Below are 14,341 nucleotides of genomic sequence, written 5' to 3'. Positions count from 1 at the left end.
TTGCATTGAACGCGAGGTTCGTCATGGCCGCCCTGAAGCTGATCAGCCACAAGCTCTGCCCCTATGTGCAACGCGCGGTGATCGCGCTGCATGAGAAGGGCGTGCCGTTCGAGCGGATCGACATCGATCTCGCCAACAAGCCGGACTGGTTCCTGAAGATCTCGCCGCTCGGCAAGGTGCCGGTGCTGGTCGTGACCGGCGATGACGGCAAGGAGGTCGCGCTGTTCGAGAGCAACGTGATCTGCGAGTACATCGAGGAGACGCAAGGCGGCGCGAAGCTGCATCCCGAGAACGCGCTGACGCGCGCCGAGCATCGCGCCTGGATGGAATTCGGCTCGGCCATTCTCGGCGACCTCTGGGGGCTCGAGACTGCGACCGATGCCGCGACCTTCGAGAGCAAGCGGCAGGCGGTCGCCGCAAAATTCGCGCGCGTGGAGGCTGCGCTCGGCGCGGGTCCGTTCTTCGCGGGCGACAGGTTCAGCCTGGTGGACGCGGTGTTCGCGCCGGTCTTCCGCTACTTCGATCTGTTCGACCAGCTGACCGATCTGGCCGTTTTCACCCACGCGCCAAAACTTCGCGCCTGGCGCAGCGCACTGGCACAGCGGCGGAGCGTGCGCAGCGCCGTTTCAGCCGATTATCCCGCGCTGCTGCACGCGTTCCTGGTCGGCCACCGCGCGCACATGCTGAAGCTTGCCGCGTAAGCCATGTCGCACTCCATTGCCTGGATCGCGCTGGTCCTCGCCGGTCTTCTCGACGTCGGCTGGGCCATTTCGATGAAATATGCAGAAGGCTATACGCGGCTGGGCTGGACGCTGGTCTCGCTGCTGCTGCTCGCCGCGTTCGTGTTCCTGCTCGGGCGCGCGTTGCAGGTGCTCGGCGTCGGCATCGCCTACACGGTATGGACCGGTATCGGCGCGGTCGGCACGCTGACCATGGGCGTGCTGCTGTTCAACGAAGCGCTCAACCCGATGAAGGTCGCCGGGATCGCACTGGTGCTGGTCGGCATCACCGCGCTGAAATTCGCGCCGGAGTGAGAGCGGGAACCGTAACCCGGATGAGCGAAACGACATCCGGGGTGTCTGCCGCGTTGCGACCGTATGTCGCTTCGCTCATGCGGGCTACAAGTCGGAGCCTCAGCGCACGTTGGCGAGGCGCATGTCCAGATAGCCGGTCACCGTCTCCATCAGCGGCTCGAGCTTGCCGTCGAAGAAGTGGTTGGCGCCGGGGATGACCTGCTGGTCGATCACGATGCCCTTCTGCGTCTTCAGCTTCTCGACCAGCGTGTTCACGTCCTTGGGCGGTACCACGGCATCCTTGTCACCATGCACGATCAGGCCCGACGACGGGCAGGGCGCGAGGAACGAGAAGTCGTAGAGATTGGCGGGCGGCGCGATCGAGATGAATCCCTCGACCTCCGGCCGGCGCATCAAGAGCTGCATGCCGATCCATGCGCCGAACGAGAAGCCTGCAACCCAGCAGGCGCGCGCCTCCGGATTGATCGCCTGCGCCCAGTCGAGCGCGCTCGCGGCATCGGACAGTTCGCCGGTGCCGTGATCGAACGAGCCCTGGCTGCGGCCGACGCCACGGAAGTTGAAGCGCAGCACCGAGAAGCCGCGATGCGCGAACGCGTAATAGCACTGGTAGACGATCTGGTGGTTCATCGTGCCGTGGAACTGCGGATGCGGATGCAGGATCATCGCAATCGGCGCGTTCTTCTGCTTGGCCGGGTGATAGCGGCCTTCGAGACGGCCAGCAGGGCCGGTGAAAATGACTTCAGGCATTGTGTTCCCTTGATTGACGCGTTCCCTTGATTGACGTCGATCAATCAACCGGTTGGAGCCATCTTCGGCGACGGGCGCGAGCAGAGCGGCTCATGATGAAATCAGCGCAGGCGCCGCCGGGCGGCACGCTGGAAGGCCTTCTAGCATGACGCAAGGGGCAAAAATCAAGGAAATTGTGCCGCTTGGCAGAGGCTAATCCGCTCCGGGACGCGTGCGCAGCCGGCGCGTCGGCGGCGACCCGGATCAACACGCCGAATTGCTCGTTGGCTACCTGAAGTTTTGGTTTGTCATATTGCTATCGCGCGCGGCGCGCAGGCAGATGTCTTGCCAGGCAACACGATGGGACTTCCGGCGAGCGTGAAAAATCTCCCGCATTGGTGACTCTGATCTGGTCTCGCCGCCCGACTGTCGTTATGTCGCAGTGGAAGGCCGCAGCCACGGTGGTTGCCGCGGACAAGCTCGATGGCCGATCGCGTCTATCTCGACTGGAATGCCACCACGCCGCTTCGCCAGGAGGCGAAGGCGGCGATGACTGCGGCATGGGAATTGAGCGGCAACCCGTCCTCGGTGCACAGCGAGGGACGCCGCGCGCGCCGGCTGGTCGAGGATGCCCGCAATGCGGTGGCGAATGCGGTCGGCGGCCGGCCGCAGGACGTCGTGTTTCTCTCCGGCGGGACCGAAGCCAATGCGCTCGCATTGACGCCGGGATTGCGCCGCGGTGCGGGCGCGCCGGTCAGCCGGCTCCTGGTGTCCGCGATCGAGCATGCGTCCGTGCTCGCGGGCGGACGGTTCGCGCGTGAGGTCACCTTCGCGATCAATGTCACGCGCGCCGGGGTGATCGATCTCGATCATCTGCGCGCGCTGCTGGCCGACGGAGCGCCGGCGCTGGTCTCGGTGATGCTGGCGAACAACGAGACCGGCGCCATCCAGCCGGTGGCTGACGTCGCCGAGATCGTCCACGCGACCGGGGGCCTGCTGCATGTCGACGCGATCCAGGCGTTCGGAAAGATCCCGTTCGATCTCGCCTCGACCCGGGCCGATCTGGTGACGCTGTCGGCGCACAAGATCGGTGGACCGAAGGGCGCAGGCGCACTGGTGCTTGCCGAAGGCGTCGAAGGACTGGAGGCGTTCCTGCGCGGCGGCGGGCAGGAGCTCGGCCGACGGGCAGGGACCGAGAACGTCGCAGGGATTGCCGGCTTTGGTGCGGCCGCGCAGGCCGCGATGGTGGCGCTGAAGGCCGACGCCGCCCGCGTCAGGGGACTGCGCGACCGGCTCGAGCACGGACTGCGGCAGACGCCGGACGTGGTGGTCTTCTCCGATGACGTAAAGCGGTTACCAAATACCGTTCTGTTCACAGCGCCCGGCATGAAGGCCGAAACGGCGGTCATCGGATTCGACCTGGCGGGGGTAGCGGTCTCCTCCGGTTCCGCCTGCTCGTCGGGCAAGGTCCAGCCGTCTCACGTCCTGGAGGCAATGGGATACCGTCCGGAGGTGTCCCAGGGAGCGGTGCGGCTCAGTCTTGGCTGGTCTACCACGGAGACAGACGTGGATTTGACCCTCAAGGCTTGGCGAAAGCTCGCCGATACCTTAGTTAAGGGAGAGCGACGAAACACAGCTTGAACAGTTCTAAGCGGGTGATTTCGTCTTCAAAACATCGTAAGAGACTTCGGAACTTGAGATCCACCGCGGTCCTTGAAACCGCGAGCGGAGGATTGAATGCCTGCTGTACAAGAGACGGTCGAGCGCGTCCGGCGCATCGACGTCGACCAGTATCGTTATGGATTTGAGACGCTGATCGAGTCCGACAAGGCCCCGAAAGGCCTGTCGGAAGACACCGTCCGCTTCATCTCGGCAAAGAAGAATGAACCGGCCTGGATGCTGGAATGGCGTCTGGAGGCGTACCGCCGCTGGCTGACCATGACCGAGCCGACCTGGGCGCGCGTCAACTATCCGAAGATCGACTATCAGGATCTTTATTATTACTCGGCGCCGAAGCCGAAGAAGACGCTGTCCTCGATCGACGAGATCGATCCGGAAATCCTCAAGACCTATGAGAAGCTCGGCATCCCGCTCCGCGAGGTCGCCGTTCTCGAGGGCGTCGAGCCGCCGCCCGGCGGCCCGCCGTCGGCCAATCGCAAGATCGCTGTCGACGCCGTGTTCGATTCGGTCTCGGTCGCGACCACCTTCCAGAAGGAGCTGAAGGCGGCCGGCGTGATCTTCATGCCGATCTCGGAGGCGATCCGCGAGCATCCCGAGCTGGTGCGGAAATATCTCGGCACCGTGGTGCCGACCTCGGACAATTACTTCGCGACGCTGAATTCGGCGGTGTTCTCCGATGGCTCATTCGTCTACGTGCCGCCGGGCGTGCGCTGCCCGATGGAGCTGTCGACCTATTTCCGCATCAACGAGCGCAACACCGGCCAGTTCGAGCGCACGCTGATCATCGCCGACAAGGGCTCCTACGTCTCCTATCTCGAAGGCTGCACCGCGCCGCAGCGCGACGAGAACCAGCTGCACGCCGCCGTGGTCGAGCTCGTCACGCTCGATGACGCCGAGATCAAGTATTCGACGGTGCAGAACTGGTACCCCGGCAATTCGGAAGGCAAGGGCGGCATCTACAATTTCGTCACCAAGCGTGGCGATTGCCGCGGCCGGAATTCCAAGATCTCCTGGACTCAGGTCGAAACCGGTTCGGCGATCACCTGGAAGTACCCGAGCTGCATCCTGCGCGGCGACAATTCGAGCGGCGAGTTCTACTCGATCGCGATCTCGAACGGTTTCCAGCAGGTCGATAGCGGCACCAAGATGATCCACCTCGGCAAGAACACGTCGAGCCGGATCATCTCCAAGGGCATCGCCGCCGGCAAGTCGCAGAACACCTATCGCGGCCTCGTCAGCGCGCACCGCAAAGCCACCGGCGCGCGCAACTACACCGCCTGCGACTCGCTCCTGATCGGCGACAAATGCGGCGCGCACACCGTGCCCTATGTCGAGGCCAAGAATTCCTCGGCGACGTTCGAGCACGAAGCGACGACGTCGAAGATTTCGGAGGACGTGCTGTTCTACTGCATCCAGCGCGGGCTCTCGCAGGAAGAAGCCGTCGGCCTCGTCGTGAACGGTTTCGTGAAGGACGTGCTGCAGCAACTGCCGATGGAGTTCGCGGTGGAAGCGCAGAAGCTGATCTCGATCAGCCTTGAAGGTTCGGTTGGCTAATCCATCGCGCTAACGGCGCGGCCGACGCGCCTTGCGGATGATGCTCAGGAAAAATCAGATGTCTCTGCTTGAAGTGAAAGATCTGCAGGTTCGTGTCGAGGAGCGTGAGATCCTCCACGGGCTGTCGCTCACGGTGAACCCGGGCGAGGTGCACGCGATCATGGGGCCGAACGGCTCCGGCAAATCGACGCTGTCCCACGTCATCGCCGGCAAGCCGGGCTATGAGGTGACCGGCGGGCAGATCCTGTTCGGGGGCGAGGACCTGCTGGAGATGGAGCCCAACGAGCGCGCCGCCAGGGGCGTGTTCCTGGCGTTCCAGTATCCGGTGGAAATCCCCGGCGTGACCACCTGGAATTTCCTGCACGCGGCGCTCAACGCCCAGCGCAAGGCGCGCGGCGAGGAGGAGATTTCGTCGCCGGCCTTCCTCAAGAAGGTCCGCGAGGTCGCCAAGTCGCTCAACATCCCGCAGGACATGCTGAAGCGCGGCGTCAATGTCGGCTTCTCCGGCGGCGAGAAGAAGCGCAACGAGATCCTGCAGATGGCGCTGTTCGAGCCGGCCGTCTGCATCCTCGACGAAATGGATTCCGGCCTTGATATCGACGCGCTGCGGATCGCAGCCGACGGCGTCAACGCGCTGCGTTCGCCGGAGCGCGCGATGGTCGTCATCACCCACTATCAGCGGCTGCTCAACTACATCGTGCCCGATTTTGTGCACGTGATGTCGAAGGGCCGGGTGGTGAAGAGCGGCGGCAAGGAACTGGCGCTGGAGCTGGAAGAGTCCGGTTACGCGCAGTTCGAAGACGCTGCCTGATAAATGCGGGTTCTCAGATGAACGTTGTTGCAAAGACCGAGACGGGGCGCGCCCTGGGCGATGTGTTCGCCGTCGCGCGCGACCGTCTGCCGGGCAAGGGCAAGATCGCCGATCAGCGCCGCGAGGCGTTCGAGGCCTATGAACGATCAGGCCTGCCGCATCGCCGGATCGAGGATTGGAAATACACTGACCTGCGCGCGCTGATGCGCGAGGTGCTGCCGCTGGCCCCTGCGCCGGACGCCGCGGCGCTGGGGCGTGCCGCTGCTGCGGTCAAGCTGCGGGCGATCGACGGCGTATGCCGCCTGGTGCTGGTCGATGGCGCGTTCGCGCCCGACCTCTCCGACCTCGGCAGTCTCGATAAGGGACTGAGCATCCGCCCGCTGCGCGAAGTGCTCGATGCCGGCGAGGACGCGCTTTCAGCGCAGGCCTTTGCGTCAGACACGTCCAATCCGATGATTGCGCTGAACGGCGCAATGGCGACCGATGGCGTCGTTATCGACATCGCCAATGGCACGGTGCTGGCCCAGCCGCTGCACATCGTCCACGTCGCCTCTGGCGTAGCGCCGGCTGCGATGTTCACGCGCTCGCTGCTCCGGCTCGGCCGCGATACCGGCGTGACGCTGGTGGAGAGCTATCTCGCCGGCGAGGGCGCCAAGGCCTACCAGACCCATGATGGGCTGATTGTCGCGATCGGCGACAATGCGCGGCTCGATCATGTGCGTCTGGTCGAAGACAGCGACGATGCCTTCAACATTTCCTCGGCGACGGTGACGCTCGGCGCGCACGCCCATTTCAACACGTTCGGTTTGACCTCGGGCGGTCATGTCAGCCGCTATCAGCTGACGGTCACCTGCGCCGGCGAAGGCTCCAATGTCGAAACCAACGGCGTCAATCTGCTCAACGGCAAGCAGCATGCCGACACCACGCTGTTCATGGATCACGCGGTGCCGCACTGCGCGAGCCGCGAGATCTTCCGCGCCGTCGTCGACGACCGCGCCCATTCCGTGTTCCAGGGCCGCATCATCGTCCGTCCCGACGCCCAGAAGACCGACGCCAAAATGATGACCCGCGCGCTGCTGCTGTCCGACGACGCGGAAGCCGACAACAAGCCCGAGCTCGAGATCTTCGCCGACGACGTCACCTGCGGTCACGGTGCGACCACCGGTGCGCTCGACGAGAGCCTGCTGTTCTACATGCGCGCGCGCGGACTGCCCGAGAAGGAGGCGCAGGCGCTTCTGATCCAGGCCTTCGTCGGTGAGGCGATCGAGAGCATCGCCAGCGACGCGCTGCGCGAGGTCGCAATTGCCACCGCGCAGCGCTGGCTTCAGGCGAGGGCGTGAGCATGCACAAGGCGGTCGCCAACGGTTCTTACGACGTCGCTCTGGTGCGGCAGGATTTCCCGGCGCTCGCCATGCAGATCTACGGCAAGCCGCTGGTCTATCTCGACAACGCGGCGTCGGCGCAGAAGCCGAATGCGGTGCTCGACCGCATGACCGAGGCCTACAAGAGCGAATACGCCAACGTACATCGCGGCCTGCATTACCTCGCCAATGCCGCGACGGAGGCCTATGAGGGCGCCCGCGGCAAGGTCGCGCAGTTCATCAACGCCCGCCGCAACGAAGAGATCGTCTTCACCCGCAACGTCACCGAGGCGATCAACCTGGTCGCATCGTCCTGGGGCGGGGTGAACATCAAGGAGGGCGACGAGATCGTGCTCTCGATCATGGAGCACCACTCCAACATCGTGCCGTGGCACTTCCTCCGGGAGCGCCATGGTGCCGTGATCAAGTGGGCGCCGGTCGACGACGAGGGCAATTTCCTGATCGAGGAGTTCGAGAAGCTCCTGGGACCGCGCACCAAGATCGTCGCGATCACCCAGATGTCGAACGCCCTCGGAACCCTGGTTCCGGTCAAGGAGGTGGTCCGGCTCGCTCACGCCCGCGGCATTCCGGTGCTGGTCGACGGCGCGCAAGGCGCGGTGCATCTGCCTGTTGACGTCCAGGACCTCGATTGCGATTTCTATGCCTTTACCGGCCACAAGGTGTACGGGCCGACCGGCATCGGCGCGCTGTATACCAAGCACGAGCATCTGGTGGCGATGCGGCCGTTCAACGGCGGCGGCGAGATGATCCGTGAAGTGGCCAAGGATTGGGTCACCTATGGCGATCCGCCGCACAAGTTCGAGGCCGGGACGCCGCCGATCGTCGAGGCGATCGGGCTGGGCGCTGCGATCGACTACGTCAATTCGATCGGCAAGGAGCGGATCGCCGCGCACGAGCATGAGCTGCTGACCTACGCGCAGGACCGTTTGCGCGAGATCAACTCGCTGCGCGTGATCGGCACCGCCCGCAACAAGGGCCCGGTGATCTCGTTCGAGATGAAGGGGGCGCATCCCCACGACGTCGCGACCGTGATCGACCGGCAGGGCATCGCGGTGCGTGCCGGCACGCATTGCGTGATGCCACTTTTAGAGCGGTTCAACGTCACGGCCACCTGCCGCGCATCCTTCGGGATGTATAATACAAAGGAAGAAGTCGACCATCTGGCGCAAGCGCTGATCAAGGCGCGGGAATTGTTCGCATGACCGATACAGCCGAAGTCAAGACGGCCACCATGGAAACCACCTCGGCGCTGCCCGCTGAGGAGACCGAGCGCATGAGCGGCGAGATCGTCGCGGCGCTGAAGACGGTGTTCGACCCCGAGATCCCGGCCGACATCTACGAGCTCGGCCTGATCTACAAGGTCGACCTCAAGGATGACCGCTCCGTCGACATCCTGATGACGTTGACCACCCCGAACTGCCCGGCCGCCGGCGAGTTGCCGCAGATGGTCGAGAACGCCGTTGCCAGCGTTCCCGGCGTTGGCGTCGTCAACGTCAACCTGGTGTGGGACCCGGCCTGGACGCCGGACCGGATGTCGGACGAGGCGCGCCTCGTCCTCAATATGTGGTGATGCATTAGGGGATTGAACCTAAGCTCGAGATTGAATTGCCGCTGGGACTGACCACATGAGTGACATGACACAAGCCTCACCGACCCCAGCCAAGCCGAAGCGGCCGCGCCCGCAGGTGATGAGGCTGACCGATGCCGCGGCGGAGCGGATCACCGAGCTGACCAAGCGCGCCGATTCCGAGATCGTCGGCCTGCGCGTCGGCATCAAGAACGGCGGCTGCGCCGGACAATCCTACACCGTCGAATACGCCCACGAGATCCGCCCGACCGACGAAGTGGTCGAGGACAAGGGCGTGAAGATCCTGGTCGATCCGAAGGCCGTGCTGTTCCTGCTCGGCACCGAGATGGACTACGTGGCCGACCGGATGCAGGCCCAGTTCGTGTTCAACAACCCGAACCAGGTTTCCGCCTGCGGTTGCGGCGAGTCGGTGCAGCTCAAGCCGGCGACGGTCTGATCGCCGCTGCGCCCTCGCGAGGGCGCAATCGCGCTCGCGTCTTGGATCCTATAACTACCATCGTTGCATGTTGACGCCGTCGTCGACCATACTGCGCTGCCAACAGGCTGCGGCCGGCGCGTTTGACTGCGCCGGAACAATGGTGGGCATATGGACCGCGAATTCCTGACCGACCTGTTCGCCGATTTCGGCCCGGTCACGCTGCGCCGGATGTTCTCCGGCTACGGCATCTCCGCTGACGGCACCAATTTCGCGCTCGCGCTGCGCGCCGGGCTCTACTTCCGCGCCGACGAGGAGACCATCCCGCAATTCGAGGCCGAAGGCTGCGGACCGTTCCAGTACCAGACACGCGCCAAGACGGTGACGGTGAACTCGTACTGGCAGCTGCCGGCGCGGCTGTTCGACGACGCCGAGGAGCTTGCGGTCTGGGCACGCTCGGCGCTCGGTGCCGCCCAGCGCGCCGCGCTGCGCAAGCGGCCGAGGAAACGACCGGCCGCGCCGAAGTCGAAGACGCCGGTGAAGAAGGCCGCGGCGAAGAAGACAGCGGGAAAGAAGATCACCGCAAAGTCGTCCACGGCTCAGAAGAAGCGCGTGCCGAGGAAACGGCCGTCGTCCTGAGGGCCAAATGCATCTACGTCATTGCGAGGAATTCGCGACAAAGTTGCAAGGCAATTTTGCGCTGAAGCGACGAAGCAATCCATCTATTCGCATTGGCGCGCAGCTGGATTGCTTCGCTTCGCTCGCAATGACGGCGGGGAGAAGAACGCGGACCGGTCACGCTACGCGGGTCTGGGTCTCGGCGCTGTATTCCGGGTCGGCTTCGCAGATCACGCGGTTGCGGCCGGCGCGCTTGGCGGCATAGAGGCAGGCGTCGGCGCGCTCGATCAGGGAATCCGTGTCGTCGGCCGGCTTCAGTATGGAGACGCCGACCGAGATCGTGACACGGCCGAGGATCTCGCCGGTCGACTTCTTCTTCAGCTCCTTGGCCATCACGGCACGGCGGATGTGGTCGGCGACCGTCAGCGCCTGGCGTAGCGCAGTGCTCGGCAGCACCACCGCGAATTCCTCGCCGCCATAGCGGGCGGTGATGTCCTGGCCCTTGATGGTCTGCTTCAGCGTTTGCGCCACCAGCCGCAGCACCTGATCGCCGGTGAGATGGCCGTAGGAATCGTTGAACGACTTGAAGTGATCGATGTCGAACATCAGCAGCGACAGCGGCTCGCCGCTGGCCAATGCGGCCTGCACAGCCATGTCGATCGAGCGGTCGAAATATTTCCGGTTGCCGAGGCCGGTGAGCGGATCGGTCAGGCTCTCGGCGCGGATCGCCTCAAGGCTGTGTTGCAGGTCGCTGATCTCCGACTTCGATAGCGCGAGCCGGTTCTCCAATGCCTGATTGGTCTCGCGCATCTCGCGCGTCGATTTGGCCAGCCCCTCGACGATGGTCTTGATCTGGTCGCGGGTGGTCGCGGTCGAGAGGCGGTCGCTGGCGCCGACGAGGCTCGCGTCGTAAGTCGCGGACACGCCGAGCGCATCGGTGATCAGCCGCATGACGGCGTCGATCTCGCCGATGACGCGCGCGCCGACCTTGTCGATGCGGTCCGATGTCTTGATGTGCGAAAGGTAGGTTTCGTAGATCTGCTCGAGGTCGGATTCGGAGAGCTTGCCGCTTCGCGCCAGCGTCTCGTTGATGACCTTGTTGAGCGGTGCGTTGTATCCGGTCGCGTAGACGTACCAGATTTCGTAGTTGCGGGGCACGGCGGTCTGGCGGAGCGAGCGGATCTGACCAAGCGCAACTTCGGCAAAGGCCAACGTACGTTCGTGTTCGTCCAGCAGCTTGACCACTGTTACGTCCTCAATGCACGCAATGCCGGTCATGCCCGGCAGCAATGACTAAATTAATTGGCGCGAAGGTACGGGACGAGAATGAAGGCAAGGTAAACAGTGGAACTACGGGGATTTCGCCGCGACTAATGTCATACGAGCTCGATTCCGGGCTCGGCTTTCGCAAGCTTTTCGCTTGCTCGCCGTTGCGCCGCGAAAACTGCGCGCATTTGCTTCAAACGCGAGGGATCAGCGCGTGCGTCGGTCGCCGGCGGCGACGCGGCTTCCGGGGAAAACCGCCGCTGGCGCGGCGGCATCGGAGCCGGCCTTAGGCGCGTGCGCGCACAGGCCGCAGCAGGAAGGCGGGCAGGTGCGAATGATCGGCGGGCTCGTGGTCCACCTCGCGCTGCGGCCGCGATGGCTCGGCACGCCCGATCGACGGCACGTGCGACGGGGTGGCCCGGGGCGAGGTGCCGCGGCCGTGGCGCGGTTCGCGCTCCGGCTTGGCTGCACGCTCCTGGCGGGGCTCCTGGTCCTGACGCGGCTCGCGCTCACCCTGACGCGCTTCGCGTTCACCGTGACGCGGCTCGCGTTCACGTCGTGGCTTGCGGCCGCCACGGGCGCCGTCGCGCGAACCTTCGCGGCCGCGCGAGCGGCGCGGCGCGGCGTCGTCGTCCGAGGCTTCGCTGTGAACGGTGAAGTCGCCCTCGGCGCGCGGGATCGCCTGGCCGATCAGCTTCTCGATCGCCGTCATCGACTTGCTGTCGAGCGAGGTGACGATGGAGATCGCGGTACCGGTGCGTCCGGCGCGGCCGGTGCGGCCGATGCGGTGGACGTAATCGTCGGGGTGGTGCGGCACGTCGAAATTGAAGACGTGGCTCACCGCGGGAATGTCGAGGCCACGGGCAGCGACGTCGGAGGCGACGAGCAACGGAATCTCGCCCTTGCGGAATTGATCCAGCGCCGCGGTGCGGGCGGACTGGTCCATGTCGCCGTGGAGGGCGCCGACACTGAAGCCGTGCTTCTGGAGTGATTTGTGAAGGACGGCGACTTCGCGCTTGCGATTGCAGAAGATAATCGCGTTGTTGAGGTCCTTGGCGTCGCGCAGCAGGCGGCGGAGGATCTCGCGCTTGTCATGTGCCTCGCGACCGGCCGGGACCTGCAATTGCGTGACGGTGACGGCGGTGGTCGCGGGTTTGGAGACTTCGATCCGCGCAGGATTGTGCAGGAAGGCCTCGGTGATGCGACTGATCTCCGGAGGCATCGTCGCGGTGAAGAACAGGGTCTGCCGCGTGAACGGGACGAGCTTGCAGATGCGTTCGATGTCGGGAATGAAGCCCATGTCGAGCATGCGGTCGGCTTCGTCGATCACCAGCAGCTCGACGCCGGTGAGCAGCAATCCGCCGCGTTCGGTATGGTCGAGCAGGCGGCCGGGCGTTGCGATCAGGACGTCGACGCCGCGCATCAGCTTGGAGTCCTGGTCGCCGAACGAGACGCCGCCAATCAGGAGGGCGACGTTCAGCTTCTGACCGGCGCCGTATTTGTCGAATTGCTCCTTCACCTGCGCGGCAAGCTCGCGGGTCGGCTCAAGGATCAGGGTGCGGGGCATGCGCGCCCGGGCGCGGCCCTTCTCAAGCAGGGTGAGCATCGGGAGAACGAAGGCAGCCGTCTTGCCGGTGCCGGTCTGGGCAATGCCGAGGACGTCGCGCCGGGCGAGGACGTGCGGGATTGCCTGTTCCTGGATGGGAGTTGGGGTGGTGTAACCGGTGGCCGCAACTGCGGCGAGGACCTTATCGGACAGGCCTAGATTGGAAAAAGACATTGAGCCTCTGGTCGAAACCGCCGTTCGGCATCGCAGGTAAAAGGCTGTCGCGTTCGGCCCCGAAACGGCTCGCTTTTCTATAAAGCTCGGGGGCTCTGGCTAACGCTGACGGACGGCAAACCTGACGAATCGCGTTTCGATCCGAGGGCCGCGTTGCCCGCAACATAGGGGCGAAAGCGGTAAAGTCAATCTTGGAACCAGCCGATAGCCGAAAAAGCTTAACGTTTTCGCCAAAATAAGCGCCGCTTCCGTCATTTGGCGGTCAAATGAATCACTGGCCGGGTATCCGACGGCGGGGCTTCGGCGAGGGCGTCCGCGCTGTTTTTCACCCGGTACTCGCCGGGCGTCAGACCCTCGGGCTGGCGCGAATCCGGCTTACGGGATGGCGGCGCCTTAGCAACCCGCAAGACCGCGGTTGAGCCGGTCAGCCGGAATTGCCGCTCTCCGCGCTCAGGCCCACCCGTGCCCGGTAATCGCCTGGGGTCATCGATTCGGATGCATTGAAGAGGCGGTAGAACGTCGCGAGACTCTCGAAGCCGCAGGCAAACGCCACCTCGGCGATCGTCTGCCCGGACTGCTCGCGGAGCAGGCGGCGGCTTTGCGCGAGCCGAAGCGCGGTGACGGTCTCCGAGAAGGTCTGCTCCGTTTCCTGGAACAGGATGTGCAGGTGACGGACCGAGATGCCGAGCAGGCCGGCAATCAGGGTTGGCGTCAGCGCCGCGTTCGAGAGATGCCGCCGGATCAGGCGGCGGGCGAGCGACAGATGGGCGCTTCGCAGGGCCTGCTGTGCGAGCCGGCTCTTTGGCCGCATGATGCCGCGCTCGATCAGCGCGATGTGGGCGAGCGCCTGCACCATCGGGGCCGCGTCCGCCGCGGTGGCGTCATGGCCTTCGACGAGGTCGCGGAAGCAGGATTCCAGCAGTGGCCGCAGCGCGGCCTCATCCTGCATGGGCCTCGGGACCAGTTCGCCGAGCTCCGCACCCGGCGGGACGATGTTCGTCACCGGGATCTTGATGATGCGCAAATGGAAGCCATCATCGCGCAGCGGAACGGTGCGATAGGGCAGGTCCGAATAGCTGGTCGCGAACATGCCGTCGCGCACCGCGAATTCATCGAGCCGCGCGCCGCCGAACCAGCCGCCACCGCCGAGCTGCTCGTAGATGCACAGGCTGTTGCTGCGCGCGTCCGCGATGTCGCCGGCGCGTCGCTCGACGCGGTAGGGCGAGGCACGCAGCTCGACCAGCCCGGCATCGCCGAGCTGGCGCAGCGAGAACTCCCCGAAGAAGTCGCGGCGTTGCTCGGGTTCTAGTTCCGCGGTGACGCCGAACAACCCCCTGGCGCGCACCTCGCGCCAATAGTCGAAGCGATCGCGGGGATCGACTTGCTCAGTGGACCATGTGTACACGGAAAAGCCCCTGGATTGCCCTTGGGAGGTGCGGAGAGCTCGCGCCGGATGGGAGCCGGAATCTATCACGCGGGCCATAAAA

The 14,341-nt window shown here is 64.8% G+C and carries 14 protein-coding genes; 10 read left to right on the top strand and 4 right to left on the bottom strand.

Annotated elements, in window-relative coordinates; all coding sequences use genetic code 11:
- Positions 1 to 23: 23 nt before the first annotated feature.
- A complete protein-coding gene (locus tag ACVW1C_RS01985) occupies positions 24 to 701 on the top strand; it encodes a glutathione S-transferase family protein (RefSeq protein WP_456756940.1) in 678 nt (225 codons plus the stop codon).
- Positions 702 to 704: 3 nt separating this feature from the next.
- Positions 705 to 1,034 carry a DMT family transporter gene (locus ACVW1C_RS01980; protein WP_456756939.1) on the top strand — a complete coding sequence of 110 codons (330 nt, stop codon included), beginning with the start codon at positions 705 to 707 and terminating at the stop codon, positions 1,032 to 1,034.
- Positions 1,035 to 1,133: 99 nt separating this feature from the next.
- Here the strand turns inward: ACVW1C_RS01980 and ACVW1C_RS01975 are convergent, their stop codons facing one another.
- Complete coding sequence (locus ACVW1C_RS01975; RefSeq protein ID WP_016843213.1) at positions 1,134 to 1,781, bottom strand: alpha/beta hydrolase; 648 nt, start codon at positions 1,779 to 1,781, stop codon at positions 1,134 to 1,136.
- A 462-nt stretch (positions 1,782 to 2,243) separates the two neighbouring features.
- On the opposite strand from ACVW1C_RS01975, the gene ACVW1C_RS01970 reads away from it, so the two are divergent.
- From ACVW1C_RS01970 to ACVW1C_RS01935, 8 genes are all read left to right on the top strand, one after another.
- Positions 2,244 to 3,401 (top strand): cysteine desulfurase family protein, encoded by a 1,158-nt coding sequence (locus ACVW1C_RS01970; protein ID WP_456756938.1) that lies wholly within the window; start codon positions 2,244 to 2,246, stop codon positions 3,399 to 3,401.
- Positions 3,402 to 3,497: 96 nt separating this feature from the next.
- The gene (sufB, locus tag ACVW1C_RS01965) at positions 3,498 to 4,994 is read left to right on the top strand and encodes a Fe-S cluster assembly protein SufB (RefSeq protein ID WP_456756937.1); all 1,497 of its coding nucleotides are present in this window, start codon (positions 3,498 to 3,500) and stop codon (positions 4,992 to 4,994) included.
- Between the two features lie 58 nt (positions 4,995 to 5,052).
- The gene (gene sufC, locus ACVW1C_RS01960) at positions 5,053 to 5,805 is read left to right on the top strand and encodes a Fe-S cluster assembly ATPase SufC (protein WP_456756936.1); all 753 of its coding nucleotides are present in this window, start codon (positions 5,053 to 5,055) and stop codon (positions 5,803 to 5,805) included.
- A 17-nt stretch (positions 5,806 to 5,822) separates the two neighbouring features.
- Positions 5,823 to 7,145 carry a Fe-S cluster assembly protein SufD gene (gene sufD, locus ACVW1C_RS01955; protein ID WP_456756935.1) on the top strand — a complete coding sequence of 441 codons (1,323 nt, stop codon included), beginning with the start codon at positions 5,823 to 5,825 and terminating at the stop codon, positions 7,143 to 7,145.
- Positions 7,142 to 8,389, top strand: coding sequence for a cysteine desulfurase (locus ACVW1C_RS01950; RefSeq protein ID WP_456756934.1), 1,248 nt, complete (start codon positions 7,142 to 7,144; stop codon positions 8,387 to 8,389). Before sufD ends, ACVW1C_RS01950 begins: the two co-directional genes overlap by 4 nt.
- A complete protein-coding gene (locus tag ACVW1C_RS01945; protein ID WP_028342143.1) occupies positions 8,386 to 8,757 on the top strand; it encodes an SUF system Fe-S cluster assembly protein in 372 nt (123 codons plus the stop codon). The genes ACVW1C_RS01950 and ACVW1C_RS01945 overlap by 4 nt, the downstream gene beginning before the upstream one ends.
- Positions 8,758 to 8,821: 64 nt before the next feature.
- Positions 8,822 to 9,211, top strand: coding sequence for a HesB/IscA family protein (locus ACVW1C_RS01940; protein WP_018271449.1), 390 nt, complete (start codon positions 8,822 to 8,824; stop codon positions 9,209 to 9,211).
- A gap of 150 nt (positions 9,212 to 9,361) precedes the next feature.
- Entirely contained in the window at positions 9,362 to 9,829 is a 468-nt protein-coding gene (locus tag ACVW1C_RS01935) for a TfoX/Sxy family protein (protein ID WP_456756933.1), read from the top strand.
- 156 nt (positions 9,830 to 9,985) lie between these two features.
- Here ACVW1C_RS01935 and ACVW1C_RS01930 read toward each other — a convergent pair whose 3' ends face one another.
- The 3 genes from ACVW1C_RS01930 to ACVW1C_RS01920 all read right to left on the bottom strand — a co-directional run bounded on the left by ACVW1C_RS01930 (position 9,986) and on the right by ACVW1C_RS01920 (position 14,259).
- On the bottom strand, positions 9,986 to 11,053 hold the full coding sequence (locus ACVW1C_RS01930) for a GGDEF domain-containing protein (RefSeq protein WP_456756932.1): 1,068 nt from the start codon (positions 11,051 to 11,053) through the stop codon (positions 9,986 to 9,988).
- 307 nt (positions 11,054 to 11,360) lie between these two features.
- The gene (locus ACVW1C_RS01925) at positions 11,361 to 12,854 is read right to left on the bottom strand and encodes a DEAD/DEAH box helicase (RefSeq protein ID WP_456756931.1); all 1,494 of its coding nucleotides are present in this window, start codon (positions 12,852 to 12,854) and stop codon (positions 11,361 to 11,363) included.
- 424 nt (positions 12,855 to 13,278) lie between these two features.
- The gene (locus ACVW1C_RS01920; protein ID WP_456756930.1) at positions 13,279 to 14,259 is read right to left on the bottom strand and encodes a helix-turn-helix transcriptional regulator; all 981 of its coding nucleotides are present in this window, start codon (positions 14,257 to 14,259) and stop codon (positions 13,279 to 13,281) included.
- Positions 14,260 to 14,341 lie beyond the last annotated feature (82 nt).

It is taken from the genome of Bradyrhizobium sp. USDA 4011, from assembly GCF_054063415.1.
Note: the sequence above shows the minus strand (reverse complement) of the source record. Positions and strands in the feature narration are given on the sequence as shown.